Source organism: Kineosporia sp. A_224 (assembly GCF_002198655.1).
Taxonomy (GTDB): Bacteria; Actinomycetota; Actinomycetes; order Actinomycetales; family Kineosporiaceae; genus R-H-3.
In genome coordinates this window covers 23,700-42,187 of sequence record NZ_MWLN01000036.1, presented here as the reverse complement: position 1 = coordinate 42,187, position 18,488 = coordinate 23,700, and the positions used below count along the sequence as shown (strand labels likewise).

Annotated in this window: 14 protein-coding genes; 10 read left to right on the top strand and 4 right to left on the bottom strand. The window is 75.2% G+C overall.

Features of this window, described 5'->3' with window-relative positions; all coding sequences use genetic code 11:
- The first annotated feature begins 196 nt into the window (after positions 1–196).
- Both EDJALFJO_RS02290 and EDJALFJO_RS02285 read left to right on the top strand, forming a co-directional pair.
- On the top strand, positions 197–568 hold the full coding sequence (locus tag EDJALFJO_RS02290; RefSeq protein ID WP_088281790.1) for a YciI family protein: 372 nt from the start codon (positions 197–199) through the stop codon (positions 566–568).
- A complete protein-coding gene (locus EDJALFJO_RS02285; RefSeq protein ID WP_088281788.1) occupies positions 565–1,815 on the top strand; it encodes an RNA polymerase sigma factor in 1,251 nt (416 codons plus the stop codon). Before EDJALFJO_RS02290 ends, EDJALFJO_RS02285 begins: the two co-directional genes overlap by 4 nt.
- A 30-nt stretch (positions 1,816–1,845) precedes the next feature.
- Here EDJALFJO_RS02285 and malQ read toward each other — a convergent pair whose 3' ends face one another.
- Complete coding sequence (malQ, locus tag EDJALFJO_RS02280; RefSeq protein ID WP_233149636.1) at positions 1,846–4,425, bottom strand: 4-alpha-glucanotransferase; 2,580 nt, start codon at positions 4,423–4,425, stop codon at positions 1,846–1,848.
- Between the two features lie 210 nt (positions 4,426–4,635).
- Between malQ and EDJALFJO_RS02275 the strand changes: the two genes are divergently transcribed.
- The 8 genes from EDJALFJO_RS02275 to EDJALFJO_RS02240 all read left to right on the top strand — a co-directional run bounded on the left by EDJALFJO_RS02275 (position 4,636) and on the right by EDJALFJO_RS02240 (position 14,769).
- Positions 4,636–6,837: a prolyl oligopeptidase family protein gene (locus EDJALFJO_RS02275; protein ID WP_088281785.1), complete on the top strand. Its 2,202-nt coding sequence runs from the start codon at positions 4,636–4,638 to the stop codon at positions 6,835–6,837.
- Between the two features lie 247 nt (positions 6,838–7,084).
- Complete coding sequence (locus EDJALFJO_RS02270) at positions 7,085–7,756, top strand: response regulator transcription factor (RefSeq protein ID WP_088281783.1); 672 nt, start codon at positions 7,085–7,087, stop codon at positions 7,754–7,756.
- Complete coding sequence (locus tag EDJALFJO_RS02265) at positions 7,757–8,953, top strand: HAMP domain-containing sensor histidine kinase (protein WP_088281781.1); 1,197 nt, start codon at positions 7,757–7,759, stop codon at positions 8,951–8,953. It abuts the gene before it with no gap.
- A gap of 322 nt (positions 8,954–9,275) precedes the next feature.
- Entirely contained in the window at positions 9,276–10,319 is a 1,044-nt protein-coding gene (locus EDJALFJO_RS02260) for a mechanosensitive ion channel family protein (protein WP_233149635.1), read from the top strand.
- A gap of 77 nt (positions 10,320–10,396) precedes the next feature.
- A complete protein-coding gene (locus EDJALFJO_RS02255; protein ID WP_088281779.1) occupies positions 10,397–10,960 on the top strand; it encodes a SigE family RNA polymerase sigma factor in 564 nt (187 codons plus the stop codon).
- Positions 10,957–12,564 (top strand): hypothetical protein, encoded by a 1,608-nt coding sequence (locus EDJALFJO_RS02250; RefSeq protein ID WP_088281777.1) that lies wholly within the window; start codon positions 10,957–10,959, stop codon positions 12,562–12,564. The genes EDJALFJO_RS02255 and EDJALFJO_RS02250 overlap by 4 nt, the downstream gene beginning before the upstream one ends.
- A 67-nt stretch (positions 12,565–12,631) precedes the next feature.
- Entirely contained in the window at positions 12,632–14,257 is a 1,626-nt protein-coding gene (locus EDJALFJO_RS02245) for an SDR family oxidoreductase (RefSeq protein WP_088281775.1), read from the top strand.
- 62 nt (positions 14,258–14,319) lie between these two features.
- Positions 14,320–14,769, top strand: a complete 450-nt coding sequence (locus tag EDJALFJO_RS02240; RefSeq protein ID WP_088281773.1) for a globin — start codon at positions 14,320–14,322, stop codon at positions 14,767–14,769.
- 32 nt (positions 14,770–14,801) lie between these two features.
- On the opposite strand, the gene EDJALFJO_RS02235 is transcribed toward EDJALFJO_RS02240, so the two are convergent.
- The 3 genes from EDJALFJO_RS02235 to EDJALFJO_RS02225 form a co-directional block, all read right to left on the bottom strand.
- Positions 14,802–16,712 carry a potassium transporter TrkA gene (locus tag EDJALFJO_RS02235; protein WP_088281771.1) on the bottom strand — a complete coding sequence of 637 codons (1,911 nt, stop codon included), beginning with the start codon at positions 16,710–16,712 and terminating at the stop codon, positions 14,802–14,804.
- Positions 16,713–17,144: 432 nt separating this feature from the next.
- Positions 17,145–17,807 (bottom strand): hypothetical protein, encoded by a 663-nt coding sequence (locus EDJALFJO_RS02230; protein WP_088281769.1) that lies wholly within the window; start codon positions 17,805–17,807, stop codon positions 17,145–17,147.
- Complete coding sequence (locus EDJALFJO_RS02225) at positions 17,804–18,268, bottom strand: thioesterase family protein (protein ID WP_233149634.1); 465 nt, start codon at positions 18,266–18,268, stop codon at positions 17,804–17,806. Before EDJALFJO_RS02225 ends, EDJALFJO_RS02230 begins: the two co-directional genes overlap by 4 nt.
- Positions 18,269–18,488: the final 220 nt, after the last annotated feature.

Sequence of the window (18,488 nt, the reverse complement as noted above, 5' to 3'; positions counted from 1 at the left end):
CGACGAGCCTCCAGCGAGTACGCCATCGACAACACCCCACATCAGAAGGCGTTGCACTCACCGATTGAGGCCAAGCGTGTTTTGGGGTACGTATCGCTCCAGAGGACGGCGGTGGTGGGGCTGACGATCCTGCGCCGCGCCGATCGTCATCGGTACGAGGTCGCCGGACGGCGACCCCGTGACCCGAGGAGGCACCATGCGCTACACCCTGCTGCTGCACTACCCCGAGCCCGGCGAGGGCGAGATCCCGGCCGAGACGATCCGGGAGGTGCAGGAGGCGTTCGGCCGGTACGGGCGGGCGCTCCAGGACGCCGGCGTCCTCGTCGCCGCCGAGGTCCTCGCCCAGGGGGCCGCCACGACGACGGTGACGCTGCGCTCGGGCGCCCTGCAGGTGCAGGACGGTCCGTTCGCGGAGACGAAGGAGGCCCTCGCGGGCGTCTTCGTCCTCGACGTCCCGCACCTGGACGCCGCGCTCGGCTGGGCGGAGAAGTGCCCGGCCGCCCAGTTCGGCGTCATCGAGGTCCGCCCGGTCGCCACGTCGTTCGTCGACGGGGCCTGGACGGCGTGACCCACCCGGACGACCCGTCCCGGGCCGTCGCCGAGGCGGCGGCCCGGGACGGGTACGGCCGGCTGCTGGCCCTGCTCGCCGCGCAGTCGGGCGACCTCGTGAGCGCCGAGGACGCCCTGGCGGACGCCTTCGAGCGCGCGCTGCGGACGTGGCCGGCGGACGGGACGCCGGGCAACCCGGCCGGCTGGCTGCTCACCGTGGCGCGCAACCGGCTGCGCGACCGGTGGCGCTCGGCGGAGGTCCGGCGGACCGAGCCGCTCGACCCGGTCGCGCACGCACCGGTGCACCTCGACGCGCTCGACGCGGTCGACCCGGACGCCGTGCCCGACAAGCGGCTCGAGCTCATGCTCGTGTGCGCGCACCCGGCGATCGCCGCCCCGGCGCGCACCCCGCTCATGCTCAGCACCGTGCTCGGGTTCACCGCGGAGCAGATCGCCCGGGCCTGGTCGGTCCCGACGGCGACGATGGCGACCCGGCTCGTCCGGGCCAAGCGGCGGGTCGCCGAGGCCGGCATCCCCTTCGTGCTCCCCGGCCGCGAGGACCTGCGGGCCCGGACGGCGGCGGTCCTCGAGGCGGTCTACGGCGCCTACGCCGTCGAGTGGTCGACGACCGGCCCGGAGCCGCGCGGGACGCCGTCCGAGGCCCTGCAGCTCGCCGAGGTGCTCGCCCGCCTGCTGCCGGACGACCCGGAGGTCCGCGGGCTGGCCGCCCTCGTCGCCCTGTCGTCCGCCCGGGCGGCGGCCCGGCTCGACGCCGACGGGCGCTTCGTGCCGCTCGACGAGCAGGACCCGGCCGGCTGGGACCACGACCTCGTGGAGCGCGGCCGGGCCCACCTGCGCGCCGCCCACGGGCACCGGGTGCTCGGCCGCTTCCAGCTGGAGGCGGCGATCCAGGCCGTGCACTGCGCCCGCACCGGGCCGGGCGGGGCCGACCCGCGCACGCTGCGCGACCTGCACGAGGCGCTGCACGCGGTCGCGCCCTCGCTCGGCAGCGCGACGGCCCTCGCCGTCGTCACCGCCGGGACCGACGGCCCGGCCCGGGGCCTGGCGCTCCTCGACACGCTGCTCGAGCCGCACGGTGCCGCCGCCCGGCGGTTCCAGCCCGCGTGGGCGGCCCGGGCGCACCTGCTCGCCGGGCTGGGCCGGGACCGCGAGGCGGCGGCCGCCTACGACGAGGCGGTCGCGCTCACCCACGACGCACCGCAGCGCGCCCACCTCGCTCGGCGGCGGGACGGCCTGACGACCTGACGACCTGACGCGGTCGCCTCCGTGCGGGGCTCAGCCCCGCTCGTGCACCGACCGGGCGAGGGACGCCGCCCGAACGCTCGTCATGAGGTCCTCGAGGAGCACCGGCTGCCCGACGCCGTCCGCGAGCGGCAGGCGCCAGTTCGGGTACTCGCGGCTCGTGCCCGGCTGGTTCATCGCCCGGCGGTCGCCGGCGGCGTCCGCGAGCGCGACGCCGAGCAGCCGGGCCGGCGTCCACGTGATGAACCGGTGCAGCGCCTCGACCCGCTCCCGCTCGGTGGACCGCTCCCCGAGGAGCCCCAGCTCGGTGAGCTGGCGCAGGACGGCGAGCCGGTCCGCCTCGTCGACGGCGATCTCCTCCTCGATCGACCGGGTGAGCAGCCCGAGCCGCTGGCGCAGCTCGATGTGCTCGCCCGCGAGGTAGCCGGCGGTCGGCGGCAGGTCGTGCGTCGTGACGGTCGCCAGGCACAGCTCGCGCCATGCCTGCGGTGCGAGCGGGCGGCCGGTGTGGTCCTTCTCGAACCACAGGATCGAGGTGCCGAGGATGCCGCGCTCGCGCAGGTAGTCGCGGGCCCACGGCTCGACGGTGCCGAGGTCCTCGCCGACGACGACGGCGCCGGCGCGGTGCGCCTCGAGGGCGAGGATGCCGACGAGCGCCTCGTGGTCGTAGCGGACGTACGTACCCTCGTCGGGACCGGCGCCGCGGGGCACCCACCACAGCCGGAAGAGGCCGATGATGTGGTCGACCCGCAGGCCGCCGGCGTGCCTCAGGATGGTCCGGAGCATGTCGCGGTACGGCGCGTACCCGAGGTCGGCGAGCCGGTCCGGCCGCCACGGCGGCTGGCTCCAGTCCTGGCCCTGCTGGTTGAAGGCGTCCGGCGGGGCGCCCACGGTCACGTCGGTCGCGAGGACGTCGCTCAGCGCCCAGGTGTCCGCGCCGTCCGGGTGCACGCCGACCGCGAGGTCGTGCATGATCCCCAGCGGCATCCCGGCGTTCTTCGCGGTCCGCTGCGCCGCGGCGAGCTGCTCGTCGAGGCACCACTGCAGCCACATGTGGAACTCGACCCGGTCGGCGAGCTCCTCGCGGATCTGCGCGACCGACTGCGAGCGCGGGTCCCGGGCGTGCGACGGCCAGCCGGCCGCGGGCAGGCCGTACCGCTCCGCGAGCGCGCACCAGGTCGCGTAGTCGACGAGGCCCTGGCCCTCGCGGACGCAGAACGCCTCGAACTGGCGCTGCCGGGCCGCCGAGCGCGGCTGCGCGAAGACCGTCTCGAGCGCGTTCTTCTTCGCCTCCCAGACCCGGTCGCGGTCGAGCTCGCCCGGGGCGTCGTTGAGCGCCCACAGCTCCTCGGCCTGCCACTCGACGATCGCGCGGTCCGTCGAGGGCATGTACGCGACCTCGCGGACGTCCTCGACGCGCAGGTAGATCGGGTTGACGAAGCGCCGGGTCGTCGGCAGGTACGGCGACGGCTCCATCGGCGCGATCGGCTCGGCCGCGTGCATCGGGTTCACCAGGACGAACCCGGCGCCGTGCTCGCGGGCGCTCCAGTCGGCGATCTCCGCGAGGTCGGCGAGGTCGCCCGTCCCCCAGGACTGCTTGGACCGCACCGAGTACAGCTGGGTCATGAAGCCCCAGGCCCGCCGCTGGGCGACCTGCTCGGGCAGCTCGAGCCGGGCCGGGGTGACGACGAGCGGGCAGGCGGACAGGCCGCCGGAGTGCCGGGCGTAGAGGGTGTGCCAGCCGAGCGGCAGGTCCGCCGGCACGAGGAAGCTGGCCTGGCCGACGAGCCGGCCGGTAACGACGCGCGGCTCGACCCAGCGGTCCTCCTGGCCGAGCGGACGGCGCTCGCCGTCCTCGGTCTCGACCCAGACCTCGACGGGCTGGCCGTGGTCGACGTGGACCGGCACCCGCGGGGTCTGGCCGGCCCGGGTGACGACGACGTTCGGCAGGGTGCGGCGCCAGGAGCGGTCCCGGGCCTCGCCGAGGGCGAAGGTGATCTCGTCCTCGGACCGGGCGACGACGCCGAGCGCGTCGAGGACGGCGAGGATCGTCCGGCGCGGGACGACGGTGTGCCGGCCCTGCCAGTCCCAGAACTCGGTGGCGACGCCGTAGACGTGCGCGAGCTCGACGAGGTGCTGCGAGAGCTCCTCCGGCGCGGCCTCGGCGAACATCGGCGCGGGCTCGGGCTCCGCGGCGGGCCCGGGCTCTACGGCGGCCTCGGGCTCCACGGCAGCGTCGGGCTCCGCGGCGGGCTCGGGCTCGGCGACGGCCTCGGGCTCCGCAGCGGGCTCGTCCTCGGACTCGACGACCGCCTCGGGCTCGGCAGCCGGCTCGGCAGCCGGCTCGGCAGCGGCCGCAGGCTCGCGCTCGGCACCGCCCGCGTCGTCCTCGGCCTCGTCGTCCGCGGCCGCCCCGTCGGCCACGGGCTCCTCGACGTCCTGCACCCCGGCCTCGGGGTGCGCACCGTTCACCCCGGTGCCCGCGGGACCATCGTGCTCCGGGCCGTGCTCCGGCAGCGGGCCCGGCTCGACGTTCGGCCGGAACAGGTCGACCGCCGCAGGGCCGGCGAGCGGCACCTGCGGATCGGGACTCGTGCGGGGCTTGTCGGTCACGTCTCGGCTTTCGGTCGGCTGTGCTGGCGGTGCTCGGCGCGGGCGAACCCGGCGCGCGCCGTCCGGAATCCCCCTCCGGCGCCGTCAGGCCCGCCGTGAATCCTGCCAGACCGCGCGACCGCGTCCGTGTGCGGACCAGCATCCGGCGCCCGGCCGACGCCGGACGCGCGCCGCAGGCGCGGCCCGGAGCACAGGCTCTAGGCTCCGCGCATGCCCGACGCCCCCGCGCAGTACCCCGCCGCCGAACGGCTGGACCTCGTCGAGGACCTCCACGGCCACCAGCTCGCCGACCCGTACCGCTGGCTCGAGGACACCGCCGACCCGCGGACCGTCGACTGGTCGGCGGCGCAGGACGACCTGTTCGCCGGTGCCGCCGCGACCTGGCCCGGCCGGGACGCCGTCGCCCGCCGGCTGCGCGACCTCCTCGGCGCCGGCGTCGTCGGGGTGCCGATCTGGCGCGGCGAGCGCTGCTTCTTCGTGCGGCGCGAGGGCAGCCAGGAGCACGGCGTCCTCGTGACCTCGGTGCCCGCCGACCCGGCGGCCGGTCCGGACGCCCCGCGCACCGAGCGCGTCCTCGTCGACCCGATGGCGCTGGACCCCACCGGCCTGACGACGCTCGACGCCTGGCAGCCGGACCTCGACGGGCGGCTGCTCGCCTACCAGGTCTCCGAGGGCGGCACCGAGGAGAGCACCCTGCGGGTCATGGACGTCGCGACCGGTGACGTCGTCGACGGGCCGATCGACCGGGCCCGGTACTCCCCCGTGGCATGGCTGCCCGGCGGCGGGGCCTACTACTACGTGCGCCGGCTCGACCCGGCGACGCTGCCCGCCGACGAGCACCAGTACCACCGCAGGGTCTGGCTGCACCGGGTCGGCACCGACCCCGCGACCGACGTCGAGATCTTCGGCGCGGGCCAGGACCTGCGCAGCTACTACGGGGTCTCGGTCTCGCGCAGCGGCCGCTGGCTCACGGTGTCCGCGGCGACCGGGACGGCACCCCGCAACGACGTCTGGATCGCCCCGCTCACCGCGGACGCGACCGACCCGGACCGGCGCCCGGGCGGTCCGGCGGCCGAGGTGGACCGGGAGCGCGCCGAACGACCGGCGCTGTCCCCGGTGGCCGTCGGTCTCGACGCCCGGGTCGGGCTGTGGGTCGGGCGGGACGGGCGGCTCTACGTCGCGACCGACCTCGACGCGCCGCGCGGCCGGCTCGCGGTGACGTCCCCGCTCACCCCGACCCCGGACACCTGGGTCGACCTCCTCCCCCAGGACGACGAGGCCGTCCTCGAGGACTTCGGTGTCCTCGACGGCCCGGAGCTCGACGCCCCGATGCTCGTCGCCGCGTGGACCCGGCACGCCGTGAGCGAGGTGACCGTCCACGACCTCGTCACCGGTGCCCGGCTCGAGGGCGACCGCGGCCGGGTCGCCCTGCCCGGCCTCGGCTCCGTCGGTGGCATCGTCACCCGCCCCGAGGGCGGCCACGAGGCGTGGTTCTCCTACACCGACCACACGACGGTGCCGCACGTGCACCGGCTCGACGGCCGGGACGGCTCGGTCGGGGTCTGGTCCCGGCCGCCGGGCACGGTCGAGGTGCCGGACGTCGTCACGCGGCAGGTCGCGTACACCTCTGCCGACGGGACGACGGTGCGGATGTTCGTCATGACCCGCGCCGACGCCGTCGGGCCGGACGGCGCCCCGACCGGCCCGCGGCCGACGATCCTCTACGGCTACGGCGGCTTCGGCGTCCCGCTGACGCCGGGCTACTCGGCGTCGATCCTCGCGTGGGTCGAGGCCGGCGGGGTCTACGCCGTCGCGAACCTGCGCGGCGGGGCCGAGGAGGGCGAGCAGTGGCACCGCGACGGCATGCTCGGCGCCAAGCAGAACGTCTTCGACGACTTCCACGCGGCGGGCGAGCGGCTGCTCGCCGACGGCTGGACGACGCGCGACCAGCTCGCGGTGAGCGGCGGCTCGAACGGCGGCCTGCTCGTCGGGGCGGCGTGCGTCCAGCGGCCCGACCTGTTCCGGGCCGTCGTCTGCTCCGCACCCCTGCTCGACATGGTCCGGTACGAGCTCTTCGGGCTCGGCGCGACGTGGAACGTCGAGTACGGGACCGCGGCCGACGCCGAGCAGCTCGGCTGGCTCCTCGGCTACTCGCCCTACCACCACGTGCGCCCGGGGACGGCCTACCCCGCGGTGCTCTTCACGGTCTTCGACGGCGACACCCGCGTCGACCCGCTGCACGCCCGCAAGATGTGCGCGGCGCTCCAGCACGCGACGACGTCCGGGCTGCCGGTGCTCCTGCGCCGGGAGAAGGACGTCGGCCACGGCGCCCGCGCCGTCTCCCGCAGTGTCGACCTGTCCGCCGACACGATGACCTTCACCGCGGCGATGACCGGCCTGCCGCTCGGGTGACGCGGGCCGCCGACAGGATGTGAAGCATTCGCTTGTCATTCTGTTCGGGCCCGAACGTCGGCTCTCTGCTCACGGACGGTCACGCAGCGAGACGAAACCCCACCTGAAAACCCTTACATGACGACTCGGATGACGTCAGTGTCATGCGATCAGCGGATACCCAATACGTCACGTGACGTTGACGCTTTCCCTGGGGCCGCGACATGTTTCAGGGGCAGGTCGTGAGCCCCACCGAAGGGGCGCACCAATGACCAAGATTCTCGTCATCGACGACGAACCGGGGATCCTCCGGTTCATCCGCAGGGCACTGGAGTCCGAGGGCTACTCCGTGCTCACCGCGGCGGACGGCGCAGAGGGGCTGCGACTGGCCGCCGAGCACAGCCCGGCACTCGTCATCCTCGACCTCGTCATGCCCGGGCTCTCCGGGACGGCGGTCCTCGCGGCACTGCTCGCGGACCGCCGGGACACCAAGGTGCTCGTGCTCTCCGCGGTCGGCGACGTCCAGGCGCGGGTGCGCTGCCTCGATGCCGGCGCGGTCGACTTCCTCCCGAAGCCGTTCGCCGTCGCCGAGCTGCTGGCCCGGGTCCGCTCCCGGCTCCGGGAGATCGCGGCGGCCCACGCGCGGCCCGACGACGAGCTGCAGTTCGCGGGCATCCGGCTCGACCTGCGCACGCGCCGGCTCGTCACCGGCGACCGCCACGTGGAGCTCTCGCAGCGCGAGTTCGCGCTCATGCAGCACCTCATGCGCAACGCGGGTGCGGTCTGCACCCGGGCCGAGCTGCTCTCCGAGGTCTGGGGCTACGCCTTCGACCCGGGCAGCAACGTCGTCGACGTCACCGTGGCCCGGCTGCGCTCGAAGCTGCAGGACCTGCGCATCGAGACGGTCCGCAACGTCGGCTACGCGCTCCAGCAGGCCTGAGTGGGCCCGGGAACCACCGGCGCGACCCTCCCACCGGCCGCGCCTGCGGACGACGACCCGCGCCGGCGGCTCGACGCCGTCGACGTCGTGTGGGTCGTCTTCGTCCTCGTCATGCTCGCGCAGATGTGGAACGACCTGCACAACCTCACCTGGCCGTACCACCTCATCTGGGTCTCGCTCGGGCTGCTCTACGGCTTCCGGATGTGGCCGCCGCGCGTCTTCGCCCCGCTCATCGGGCTGCTCGCGGTCCTCACGTCGGCGAACTTCCTCGTCGCGTACGTCCGCGGGTACACCTCGCTCGACGAGCTCACCGAGATCCCGCTCATGCCGCTGCTCGTCGGCATCGGGGCGATGCACGCCTGGCGGCGCAGCCAGATGCAGCGCCGGGTCGAGGAGCTCGCCGCGCTGGAGTCCTCCCGGCTCGACCGGCAGCGCGAGTTCCTCCGGGACAGCTCGCACGCCATCCGCACGCCCGTCACCATCGCCCGCGGCCACGTCGACCTCCTGCGGATGACGACGACCGACGCCGAGGCCCAGGAGGACCTCGACGTCGTCCTCCACCAGCTCGACCGGCTGAGCCACCTCGCGGGCCGGCTGCTGTCCATCGAGCAGCTCCAGACGACGCAGATGCTCGACCGGGTGCCGATCGAGGTCGGCGGCTTCCTCGACGCGGTCGGCCGGCGCTGGTCGGTCTCGGCCGCCCGGACCTGGGTCGTCGACGCCCCGCCGGTCGGCGTGGTCCGGGCCGACGGGCACCGGCTCGAGGAGGCCGTCGACGCGCTCGTCGAGAACGCGCTGCGGTTCACGACCGGCGGCGGCCTGGTCCGGCTGAGCTGCGGGCGGGACGGCGACACCGTCGTCGTCGAGGTCGCCGACGACGGACCCGGGATCCCCGAGGCCGACCGGGAGGCCGTCTTCGACCGGTTCTTCCACCGGCACCCGCAGGGCGAGGAGCCGGGCACCGGGCTGGGCCTCGCGCTCGTCGCCGCCGTCGCCGCGGCGCACGGCGGGGCGGCGACCGCCGGGGCCGCGCCGGAGGGCGGTGCGCTGCTGTCGCTGCGCATCCCGCTGGCCGCCACGCAGGCCGGCACCGCGCCGTCCGCCCCGCAGCAGACCGCCCCGCAGCAGACCGTGACGGAGCCGACCGTTGCAGCCACCGGCGTCACGCAGGGCGCGGGGGTGCGCGGCGCACCGTGACGGGGCGCCGAACCTGTTAACCACAGCCCTGTCGCCGGGTCTCGCGCAACGGTCGTCCGTGGTGCACTCTGAAGAGGTCACGACCGCGCCGAGAGGCGGAACGGACCCGCTCCGCGGACGAGCCGTACGGCCGTGACGATCCGGCTGAGCCGGCACTGCGCCCCCAGTGCCGGCGGAACCCCGCCGGACCGTGACGGCCTCGACGCCGTCAGGCGTCCCGGGCGGACTCGCCCCCTCCGCCCGGGACGCCGCGCAGGTCCGCCGGCACGCCGGTTCTCGGTAGCCTCGACAGGTCCGGTCCCCCGTCCCGAGAGGTCCCCGAGTGCTTGCGGCCGCTACGCCGTCCCCCGGCCCGACGCCGAGCCCCAGCTTCACCAGCCCCCTGACCGAGGCCGCCCAGCGGTGCGACCAGGGCTCGCTCATCTGCTCGTCGTTCCAGGACTGGTTCGGCAGCGTCAGGGCCGGTGTGTGGGCGCAGACGCTGCTCGGCACCCCGCTGCGGATCCTCACGATCGTCGTCCTCGGCCTCGTCCTGCGGTACGTCCTGCACCGGCTCATCGGGCGGGTCGCCGAGCGGATCGTCACCGGGAGCGCGGGGCTCGGACGGCTCGACGGGAGGCTGTCGACGGCGTCGGCGATCCTGTCCGGCGGGCCGGCGTCCTCCGCCCGCCGCGAGCAGCGGGCCCGGACCACGGCCTCGGTCCTCAAGAGCCTGACGACGGGCGTCGTCATGACCGTCGTCCTGCTCATGGTGCTGCAGACCCTGGGCATCCCGATCGGCCCGATCCTCGCGAGCGCCGGCATCCTCGGGGTCGCCGTGGGGTTCGGCTCGCAGGCGCTCGTCAAGGACTTCCTCTCCGGGATCTTCATGATCGTCGAGGACCAGTACGGCGTCGGTGACGTCGTCGACCTCGGCGAGGCGTCCGGGGTCGTCGAGGCGGTCGGGCTGCGGGTGACCCGGCTGCGGGACACCGACGGCGCGGTCTGGTACGTCCGCAACGGCGAGGTGCTCCGGGTCGGCAACCGGTCGCAGGGCTGGGCCCGGGCCGTGCTCGACGTCGGCATCGCCTACGGCGAGGACGTCGACCGCGCGTCCGAGGTGCTCCTCGACGTCGCGCACGGCCTCCAGCGGGACCCGGCGTTCGCCGCGCTCGTCCTCGAGGACCCCGAGGTCACGGGCGTCGAGTCGGTGTCGGCCGAGGGTGTCGTCGTCCGGCTGCTCGTGAAGACCGCCCCGATGGAGCAGTGGGGCGTCGCCCGCGAGCTGCGGCGGCGGATCAAGCTGAGGTTCGACACCGAGGGCATCCGGGCGGCGTACGGGCCTGGCGCCGTCGTCGTCCACGAGGCGGCCGAGCCCAAGGAGTGAGGGCGGGCAACCCTTAGCGCCGGTGACCGCGTCATCCCGGGCAGGGCATCCGCCCCGACCGGCGACCGGAGGACGACGTGACCGACCGCAGCGGCTTCGACGCCTTCGTGGCGGCGCGCTCGCACCGGCTGCTGCGCACGTGCTACCTGCTCACCCGCAACTGGGCGAGCGCGGAGGACCTGCTGCAGACGGCCCTCGCCAAGGCCTGGTTCGCCTGGGGCCGGATCGAGGGCGATCCGGAGCCCTACGTCCGGGCGGTCGTCGCGAACACCTACACGTCGTGGTGGCGCCGGCGCTGGACGCACGAGGAGCCGACGGACGCCGTCCATGCGCCCGACGACGGCGGCCGCGGGGCCGTCGGCGCGGCGCCCGCGCTGTTCGCCGACGCCGCCGCGCGGCGGGACGCGACCGCCGACGTCGACGAGCGCGACCTGCTCTGGTCGGCCCTCGGCCGGCTGCCCCGCCGGCAGCGCGCCGTCGTCGTCCTGCGCTTCTACGAAGACCTCACCGAGGCCCAGACGGCCGCCGCCCTCGGCGTCGCCGTCGGCACGGTGAAGAGCCAGACGAGCAAGGCGCTCGCCGCCATGCGCGTCGACCCGGCCCTCGCCCGCACCACCGACACGACGGAGGTCGTGCGATGAGCCCCACGACCGACGACCTGCGGCGGCTGCTCGACGAGCGGGCCTCGACGCCGCTGCCCGACGACCTGGACCCGCTGCGGGCCGCGACCGGTCCCCGGCTCGCCGGCGTCCACGAGCGCGTCCGGCGGGCCCGCCGGCGCCGGGCCGCGGGCGTCGCCGCGACGGCGGCCGCGGCACTGGCCGTCACGGCGCTCGCCGTGCCCGCGGTGCTGCGGCCGACCACGACGACCGACCGGACGCTGCCCGCGGCGACGACCGTCCCGGGGACGCTCGACGCCGACGGGCTGCCGCCGACGAGCGACCCGTGGGGGCGGCCGCTGCGGGCTGCGACGACCGTGGACGCCGCCGGACCGCGCGAGCAGTCGGTGCGGATCCTCCCGACCGCGGCCGGGGACGCCGGCTTCAGCGTGCTCGTGCACTGCACGGGCGGGGCGGGCGCGCACGTCGCGTGGATCGTCGGCGACAAGGTCGCCGGGACGGTCCCGTGCGGCGCCGACCGCGGTGCCACGTTCTCGACCCGCACGGTCCCGCAGTGGCGCGCCTTCGGCGTCACGCCCGACCGGCCGGTCGTGGTCCGCCTGCGCATCGTCGGCGCACCGGTTGTCACCGGGGCACCGGCCGCGACCGCGACGGGGCCGGTCGCCCCGTCGAACGCGCTCGTCGCCGTCTACGCCGACGACGCCGGGACCACCCCGCCCGGGACCGACCCGGCCACCGACCCGGTCGCCGGCACGCCCGCCGACCCGCCCGTCCTGCTCGACCCCGTGCGGGACGTGTACGGAGCCACGAGCAGCCTCCTGGGGGCCGTGTCCCTCGCCGCCGGGAACGGGCCGGCCCTCCGGGTGTTCCGGGTCCGCCCGCAGACGCTCGACGGGATGGTCCTCGCCGTCGGCTGCCGCGAGCGCCCGGACGCGCTGCGCGGGCGCGCCCTGCGCCTCTCGGTGGACGCCAGGGCCTTCGCCGACCTCGGCTGCGAGAACTCCGACGGGACGTCTCCCGCGACGTGGCCCGACGGCGACGCCGGCCGCCGGTGGCGCGGCTACGACGTGCCCGAGGACACCCTGGTCACGGTCGTCGTGAGCCTCCCGTCGAGGCCCGGATCCCCGTCGGCCGGGCGGGTCGAGGAGAGCGTCCCGGACGTCGTCGACGTCGGTGTCTACGGCACGGCGCCGCCGGCCGTCGAACCGCCGGGGGCCCGGGCGGCTGCGCTCGCGCTGCTGCAGGACCCACCTGCCGAGCACGACGGCCACCCGCTGCTCGCGACGATGGATCTCACCGCCGCGACCCTGTCGCGCACCCGTCCCGCAGCCGGCCGGTACCGCGCCTTCGACGTCCACTACCAGTGCGTCGGCAGCTTCCGGGACCTCGTCGTCGTCCTGGAGCGCGACGCCCCGTCGAGCGTGCCGGACTCCCCCGCGACCAGCGAGACCGAGGTCACGTGCGGCGGCGAGGCCCCGCTGTGGACCACCCTCGAGGTCCGGGCGGAGTCCGGCCCGCTCACCGAGGGCACCACGCTCACCGCGTCGCTCGTCGGCCGGGTCACCGCAGCGAGCGCGATGCCGCCCTCGGTCGTCGTCCGGGTGGCGTTCTACGGCATCCCCTGACCCCCGGGGAGCCCGGGAACGATCACTCCGGGATGCGCCCTGACCACACCCCGTCGACACTCGACGCATGGCCCTGACGGACGACGACCACCCCGCCGGCACGGACGACGAGGCGCAGGTCTCGACCGAAGGGCTCTCCCCCGGCCGCGGCCGGATCGCGCTCGTCACCGGGGCGACCGGGTACATCGGCGGCCGGCTCGTGCCCGAGCTGCTCGCAGCGGGGTGGCGGGTGCGGGCGCTCGCACGCCGCCCGGAGGCGCTGGCGGACCGGCCCTGGTCAGACGACATCGAGGTGGTGCGCGGCGACGCGGGCGACCTCGCGGGCCTGCGGCGGGCGATGGACGGCGTCCACGTCGCCTACTACCTCGTGCACGCCCTCGGCACCGGCAGCCGTTTCGAGTCGACCGACCGGCGGACGGCGATCGTCTTCGGCCAGGCGGCCCGCGAGGCCAGGATCCGCCGGATCGTCTACCTCGGCGGCCTCTACCCCGAGGGCGAGGTGCTCTCCCGCCACCTCGACTCTCGCAAGGAGGTCGGCGAGATCCTCCTCGCCAGCGGCGTCCCGACGACGGTGCTACGGGCCGCGGTGATCCTCGGCTCCGGGTCGGCGTCCTTCGAGATGCTCCGCTACCTCACCGAGCGGCTGCCGGTGATGATCACGCCGCGCTGGGTGTTCAACCGGATCCAGCCGATCGCCATCCGCGACGTCCTGCGGTACCTCGTCGGCAGCGCGACGATGCCGGACGACGTCCACCGCTCCTTCGACATCGGCGGCCCGGACGTCCTCACGTACAAGGACATGATGGTCCGCTACGCCGCCGTCGCCGGGCTGCCGAAGCGGATCATCGTGCCGGTCAACGTGCTCACCCCGAACCTGTCGAGCCACTGGGTCGGCGTCGTCACCCCGGTGCCGAACAGCATCGCCCGCCCGCTCGTGGAGTCCCTCGTCCACGAGGTCGTCTGCAAGGAGCACGACATCGCCGCGTACGTGCCCGACCCGGCCGAGGGCCTCGTCGGGTTCGACCGCGCCGTCGGGCTCGCGCTGACCCGGATCGGCGAGGCGGACGTCGCGACCCGGTGGGCCTCGGCGTCCACCGTCGGCGCCCCGAGCGACCCGATGCCGAGCGACCCGGACTGGGCCGGCGGCAGCCTCTTCGTCGACGAGCGCAAGAGCGTCGTCGCGGCGTCGAAGGCCTCGCTCTGGGCGGTCGTCGAGGGCATCGGCGGCGAGAACGGCTGGTACTCCTGGGCTCTCGCGTGGCAGGTCCGCGGCGTCCTCGACCGGGTGTGGGGCGGCCCCGGCCTGCGCCGCGGCCGGCGCAGCCCGTTCGACCTGCGGGTCGGCGACGCCGTCGACTGGTGGCGCGTCGAGGACGTCCAGGACACCCGGCTGCTGCGGCTGCGCGCCGAGATGCGGCTGCCCGGCCTGGCCTGGCTCGACCTCGCCGTCGAGGAGGACGAGCAGGGCCGCACGGTCTTCAAGCAGACCGCGTACTTCCACCCGCGGGGGCTGCTCGGCCAGCTCTACTGGTGGTCGGTGACCCCGTTCCACGGCGTCGTCTTCGGCGGGATGCAGCGCAACATCGCGCGGGCCGCCGAGGAGTTCGAGCGGACCGGCTCGCCGCCGCGGTGGCAGCCGTCCAACCCGGTGCGCAAGGTCGCCGACGCGATCTCGGGGCCGGCCGACCGCTGACCCGGCGGCACGCCGTCCCCCGGGGTCCCGGGCCCCGGGCGGCGGCTGAGAGACTGGGCCCCGTGGAGCAGCAGAGCACGGGCACGCCCGAACCCGCCGGCGAGCAGGTCGTCCCCGGGACGGGCCGCGAAGGTCGCGCCGAGACGTTCTACGAGGCCGTCGGCGGCCACGACACCTTCGTGCGTCTCGTCGCGAAGTTCTACGAGGGCGTCGCCGCCGACCCGGTGCTGCGGGCGATGTACCCCGAGGAGGACCTCGGCCCCGCCGAGGACCGGCTCCGCGGCTTCCTCGAGCAGTACTGGGGCGGGCCGGGCACGTACAGCGAGGAGCGCGGGCACCCCCGGCTGCGGATGCGGCACGCGCCGTACGTCGTCGACACCGACGCCCGCGACCGCTGGCTCCTCCACATGCGCGCCGCCGTCACGGACCTGAGGCTCGCGCCGATGTACGAGTCGGTCCTGTGGGACTACCTCGAGCGCGCCGCGTGGAGCATGGTCAACGCCCCCGGCTGAGCGCCGTCCCCGCCGGTCGGGCCGGTCCGGCGTCAGGCCTCCGCGAGGACGACGACCTTGTCGTCCGCGGTGAACGTGAGCCGGGTGCCCTTGGCGGGGTTGACGATCGCCGCGAGCCCGTCCTCCTGGCCGTTGCGCCCGACGCTGCGGTACCCGATGGCGATCTCGCCGCGGCGCAGCGCCGCCTCGCACACGGTGCCGAAGGTGACCTCCCCCGGCGTCACGTAGTCCGTCACGGGGCGGACGTAGAGCTCGTGGCCCTGCTTGCTCATGAGCTCGTCGAGGACCGCGGCGAGGTGCGGGTTCTCGGCGATCTGGGACATGACGAGGGACACGAGCCGGTTGCTCACGATGAAGTCGTCGCGCTCGCCGGTGCTCGCGAGGTCCCGGTTGCGGGCGTCGAGGATCTCGCTGATGACCGGGACCGGCGCGTCCCGGGTGATGTCGCGCAGGTGGAGCAGCGCGACGATCGTCCGGGCGTCCGCCATGTCCTGCGAGCGGCCGTCGGTCTCGGACAGCACGATGACGTGGTCGAAGCCGCCGACGTCGAGCCCGTCGAGGACGCTGCGGTCGGTGACGTCCCCGGGGCGCAGGTCGAGCGTCGCGTGCGCGAGCTGCGGCGCCAGGCCCGCGAGGGCGACGTCCGGGCGGCCCTCGCCGACGACGACGATGGCGCTGCCGGGCGCCATGAACCCGTCGAGCTCGCGGAGGATGAGGTCCAGGCGGGGGCTCGCGCCGAGCACGAGGGTGCGCTCGGCCTCGGGCGCGCGCGGCGGCCCGACGACGGCGATCGCGGCCTCGTCGACGTCCGGCGTGCCGTCGAGGACGACCGTGTCGTCGTCCTCGCTGATGGCGACGACCTGGTCGCCGGCGGCGAAGGGACGGTCCAGGTCGGGCGGGAGCATGAGGGTGCCGTCCGCGGTGACGACGCCGAGCAGCGTCGAGGAGCCGTAGCGGTGGACGGCGTCCCGGAAGCGGACCCCCGCCAGGCGCGGCTCGGGCGTCACGTAGATCTCCGAGCCCGCGAAGTCGAGGAGCTCGCCGTAGACGTCGGACAGGCCCGACTGCCGCCCGGTCTGGACGAGCAGCCGGCTCACGAGCGGGCCGGTGAGGACGAGGGCGGCGGCGTCCCCGACGACCATCCGCGCGACCGGCGCGGTCCGCTCGTCGACGATCTCGGTGACGAGGTGCACGGCGTGCCCCGCCGTCACCTTGCGCAGGGCGAGGAGCGTCTTGAGGACGACGGCGTCGGCCTCGCTCGGCGTCGTCGCCGTGCCGTCGGGGTGCCGCTCCGGGGCGAGGACGACGACGGCCTTGCAGCGGTCGAGTGCGACGAGCGCGAGGTCGTCGACGGCCTGCGCCTCCCCGCGCCGGGTGACGACCCGCAGCGAGGTGCCTTCCGCGGTCGCCGCGAGGAAGGCCGCGATCTCGGAGTCCATCTCGACCTTGTCCCGGTCGGCGAGGACGACGACGCAGGCGCCCCGCACGTTGCGGTTCGCCTCGGCGAGCTCGGAGAGCAGCGGGAAGATCTTCGTGCTCCAGCCGAGGATCACGGTGTGGCCGTGCTCGACGACCCGGCTGCGGCCCCGGCGCAGGTCCTCGAGGCGCTCGCCGAAACCCTGGTTGAGGACGCCGATGAGGGCCGACACGACGAAGATGCCGCCGATGGTCACCGCGAGCATGAGGAGCAGGTAGACCCACTCCGTGACGCCGTCGCCGCCGATCATGCCGGGGTCGAGCGCGTGCATGAGGGTCAGCCACATGACCTGGAGGACGTTGTCGTCCGAGCCGGCGTCGTCCTGGGGACGGGCGAGCACGAACGTCGCAGCGGCTCCGACGACGACGAGCGCGGCCGTGACGACGGCCAGCAGCAGCACCTGGGCGACGACGCCCCGGGCCATGACGTTGTCGAACTTGTACCTCAGGCGGTCCTTCCACGACATGATCAGTAAGTCTAACTATCCGTAGTCGTCACACAACTAGCCGTTGTGACTACCGTGCGTACCGATGCAGCGGGTTCACCGGAACGGCCCAGCGGGCGGGCACGGGTGCAGGCGCATCGTCCTCCGGCGGGTCGCGCACGCAACGTCGACGTCCTCCGGTGCGTCGCGCACGCTACGTCGGCGTCCTCTGGTGCGTCGCGCACGCTACGTCGGCGTCCTCTGGTGGGTGCCGCACACTGTCTCGTCCTCTGGTGTCAGAAGTACCTCAAAATCATGTTTTGGGGTACTTCTGACACCAGAGGACGACGCGAGGTGCTTTGCGCACCAGAGGACGTCAGCCGGAGAGGTGCGTCACCCGCCAAAGGACGCCGACGTAGCGTGCACATGCCGCCAGAGGACGGCGTCGTCGTCGGCGCCCAGGAGCCCTGCGGGTCAGAGCAAGGCCGGGCGCCGCGCGAGCACGTGCCCCCGGGACGTCGTGAGCCGCCACCACGGGCCGCTGGAGTACAGCGCGGCCGGCTCCCCCTCGGTGACGAACCCGAGGGCGTCGGCGGTGTAGGCGACGCCGGCCGGCACGTCCGGTCCGCCGCCGGCGCCGAACAGCGGCCGGCCCCAGACCCCGGCCCGCAGCCGGGCGACGGCGGCGGCACCGGCGACGTCCGGCATCCCGAGCGCGACCTCGGCGATCCCGCCGGCGGCCACCTGCCGCAGGGTCGCGGACTCGACGAGGCCGACCGCCGTCCAGCCCGTGCGGGGCGGGGTGACGCCGGCCCAGGGGGCGGCGACCGGCACCGGCGGGACGGCGAGCGGGACCGGGCCGTCGGAGGCGTCGTCGTCGGCCGGGCGCGCGAAGCGGTCCGTGAGCGCCGCGAGCGGCACGGTGACGTCGAGGTCGGTCGGGGCCCCGAGCGCGAGCGTCCGCAGGCCGAGGACCGTCGGGCCGCCGCCGCCGTGGACTGGCGAGACGTAGACGGCCAGCACGTCCCCGTGCCCGACGAGCCGGGCCGCGCCGTCCGGGTCGACCCGCTTGGCCCGGGCGACGAACGTCGCGAGGTCGCCGTGCACCTGCGCGTCCGCCAGCAGCAGGGCGGTCACCGGGTGCGCGCCTTTAGCGAGCGCCACACGAACGGCTCGTCGACCCACGCCTCGAGCGTCGTCCGCTCCTCGGGGGTCATCCGCCGCGGCCGGTGGTTCTCCAGGTCGTAGAGGACGAGCGTCGACTCGGCCCGGGCGTAGATCACGGGCTTGCCGCCCTTCTCGGCGGGGTCGTCGCGGACCTCGTACTGGAGGTCGAAGCTGGCCCCGGCGAAGGCCGTGACCCACAGGTCGATGGCGACCGGCGCCGTCCGGTAGACGAGCGGCTCGACGTACTCGATCTCCGAGCGGGCGACGAGCAGCCCCGTGCTGACGACGGAGCCCCCCTCGTCGCTGCCGGCCGCGGCGAACGCGACGACGCGCGCGTCCTCGACGAGGCGCAGGAACTGGACGTTGTTCACGTGGCCGTATGCGTCCATGTCGGACCAGCGCAGCGGCGTGAGCACCCGGTGGCGAGGCACGGCCCCATGATGGACCACCGCGCGCCCGCCGGCCGAGCGCCGCCCCGGACTTCGTGACCGGGGTCACGCACGATCGGGCGCCGGGATCGGCTCAAGCCTGCGGTGGCGGCGTCCGACCAGCAGATCACCGTTCCGAAGGGGCCGACGGCAGGCGGAGCACCGCCGGTCCGCGCGGACGGGGCGCTCCGCGGCACGAGACCGGGCGCCGGCGCACCGCACA

Bases quoted from the DNA above. Each gene is read 5' to 3' on its own strand.
- EDJALFJO_RS02290 (WP_088281790.1), top strand. From the start codon at position 197: ATGCGCTACACCCTGCTGCTGCACTACCCCGAGCCCGGCGAGGGCGAG.
- EDJALFJO_RS02275 (WP_088281785.1), top strand. From the start codon at position 4,636: ATGCCCGACGCCCCCGCGCAGTACCCCGCCGCCGAACGGCTGGACCTC.
- EDJALFJO_RS02270 (WP_088281783.1), top strand. From the start codon at position 7,085: ATGACCAAGATTCTCGTCATCGACGACGAACCGGGGATCCTCCGGTTC.
- EDJALFJO_RS02250 (WP_088281777.1), top strand. From the start codon at position 10,957: ATGAGCCCCACGACCGACGACCTGCGGCGGCTGCTCGACGAGCGGGCC.
- EDJALFJO_RS02245 (WP_088281775.1), top strand. From the start codon at position 12,632: ATGGCCCTGACGGACGACGACCACCCCGCCGGCACGGACGACGAGGCG.
- EDJALFJO_RS02235 (WP_088281771.1), bottom strand. From the start codon at position 16,712: ATGTCGTGGAAGGACCGCCTGAGGTACAAGTTCGACAACGTCATGGCC.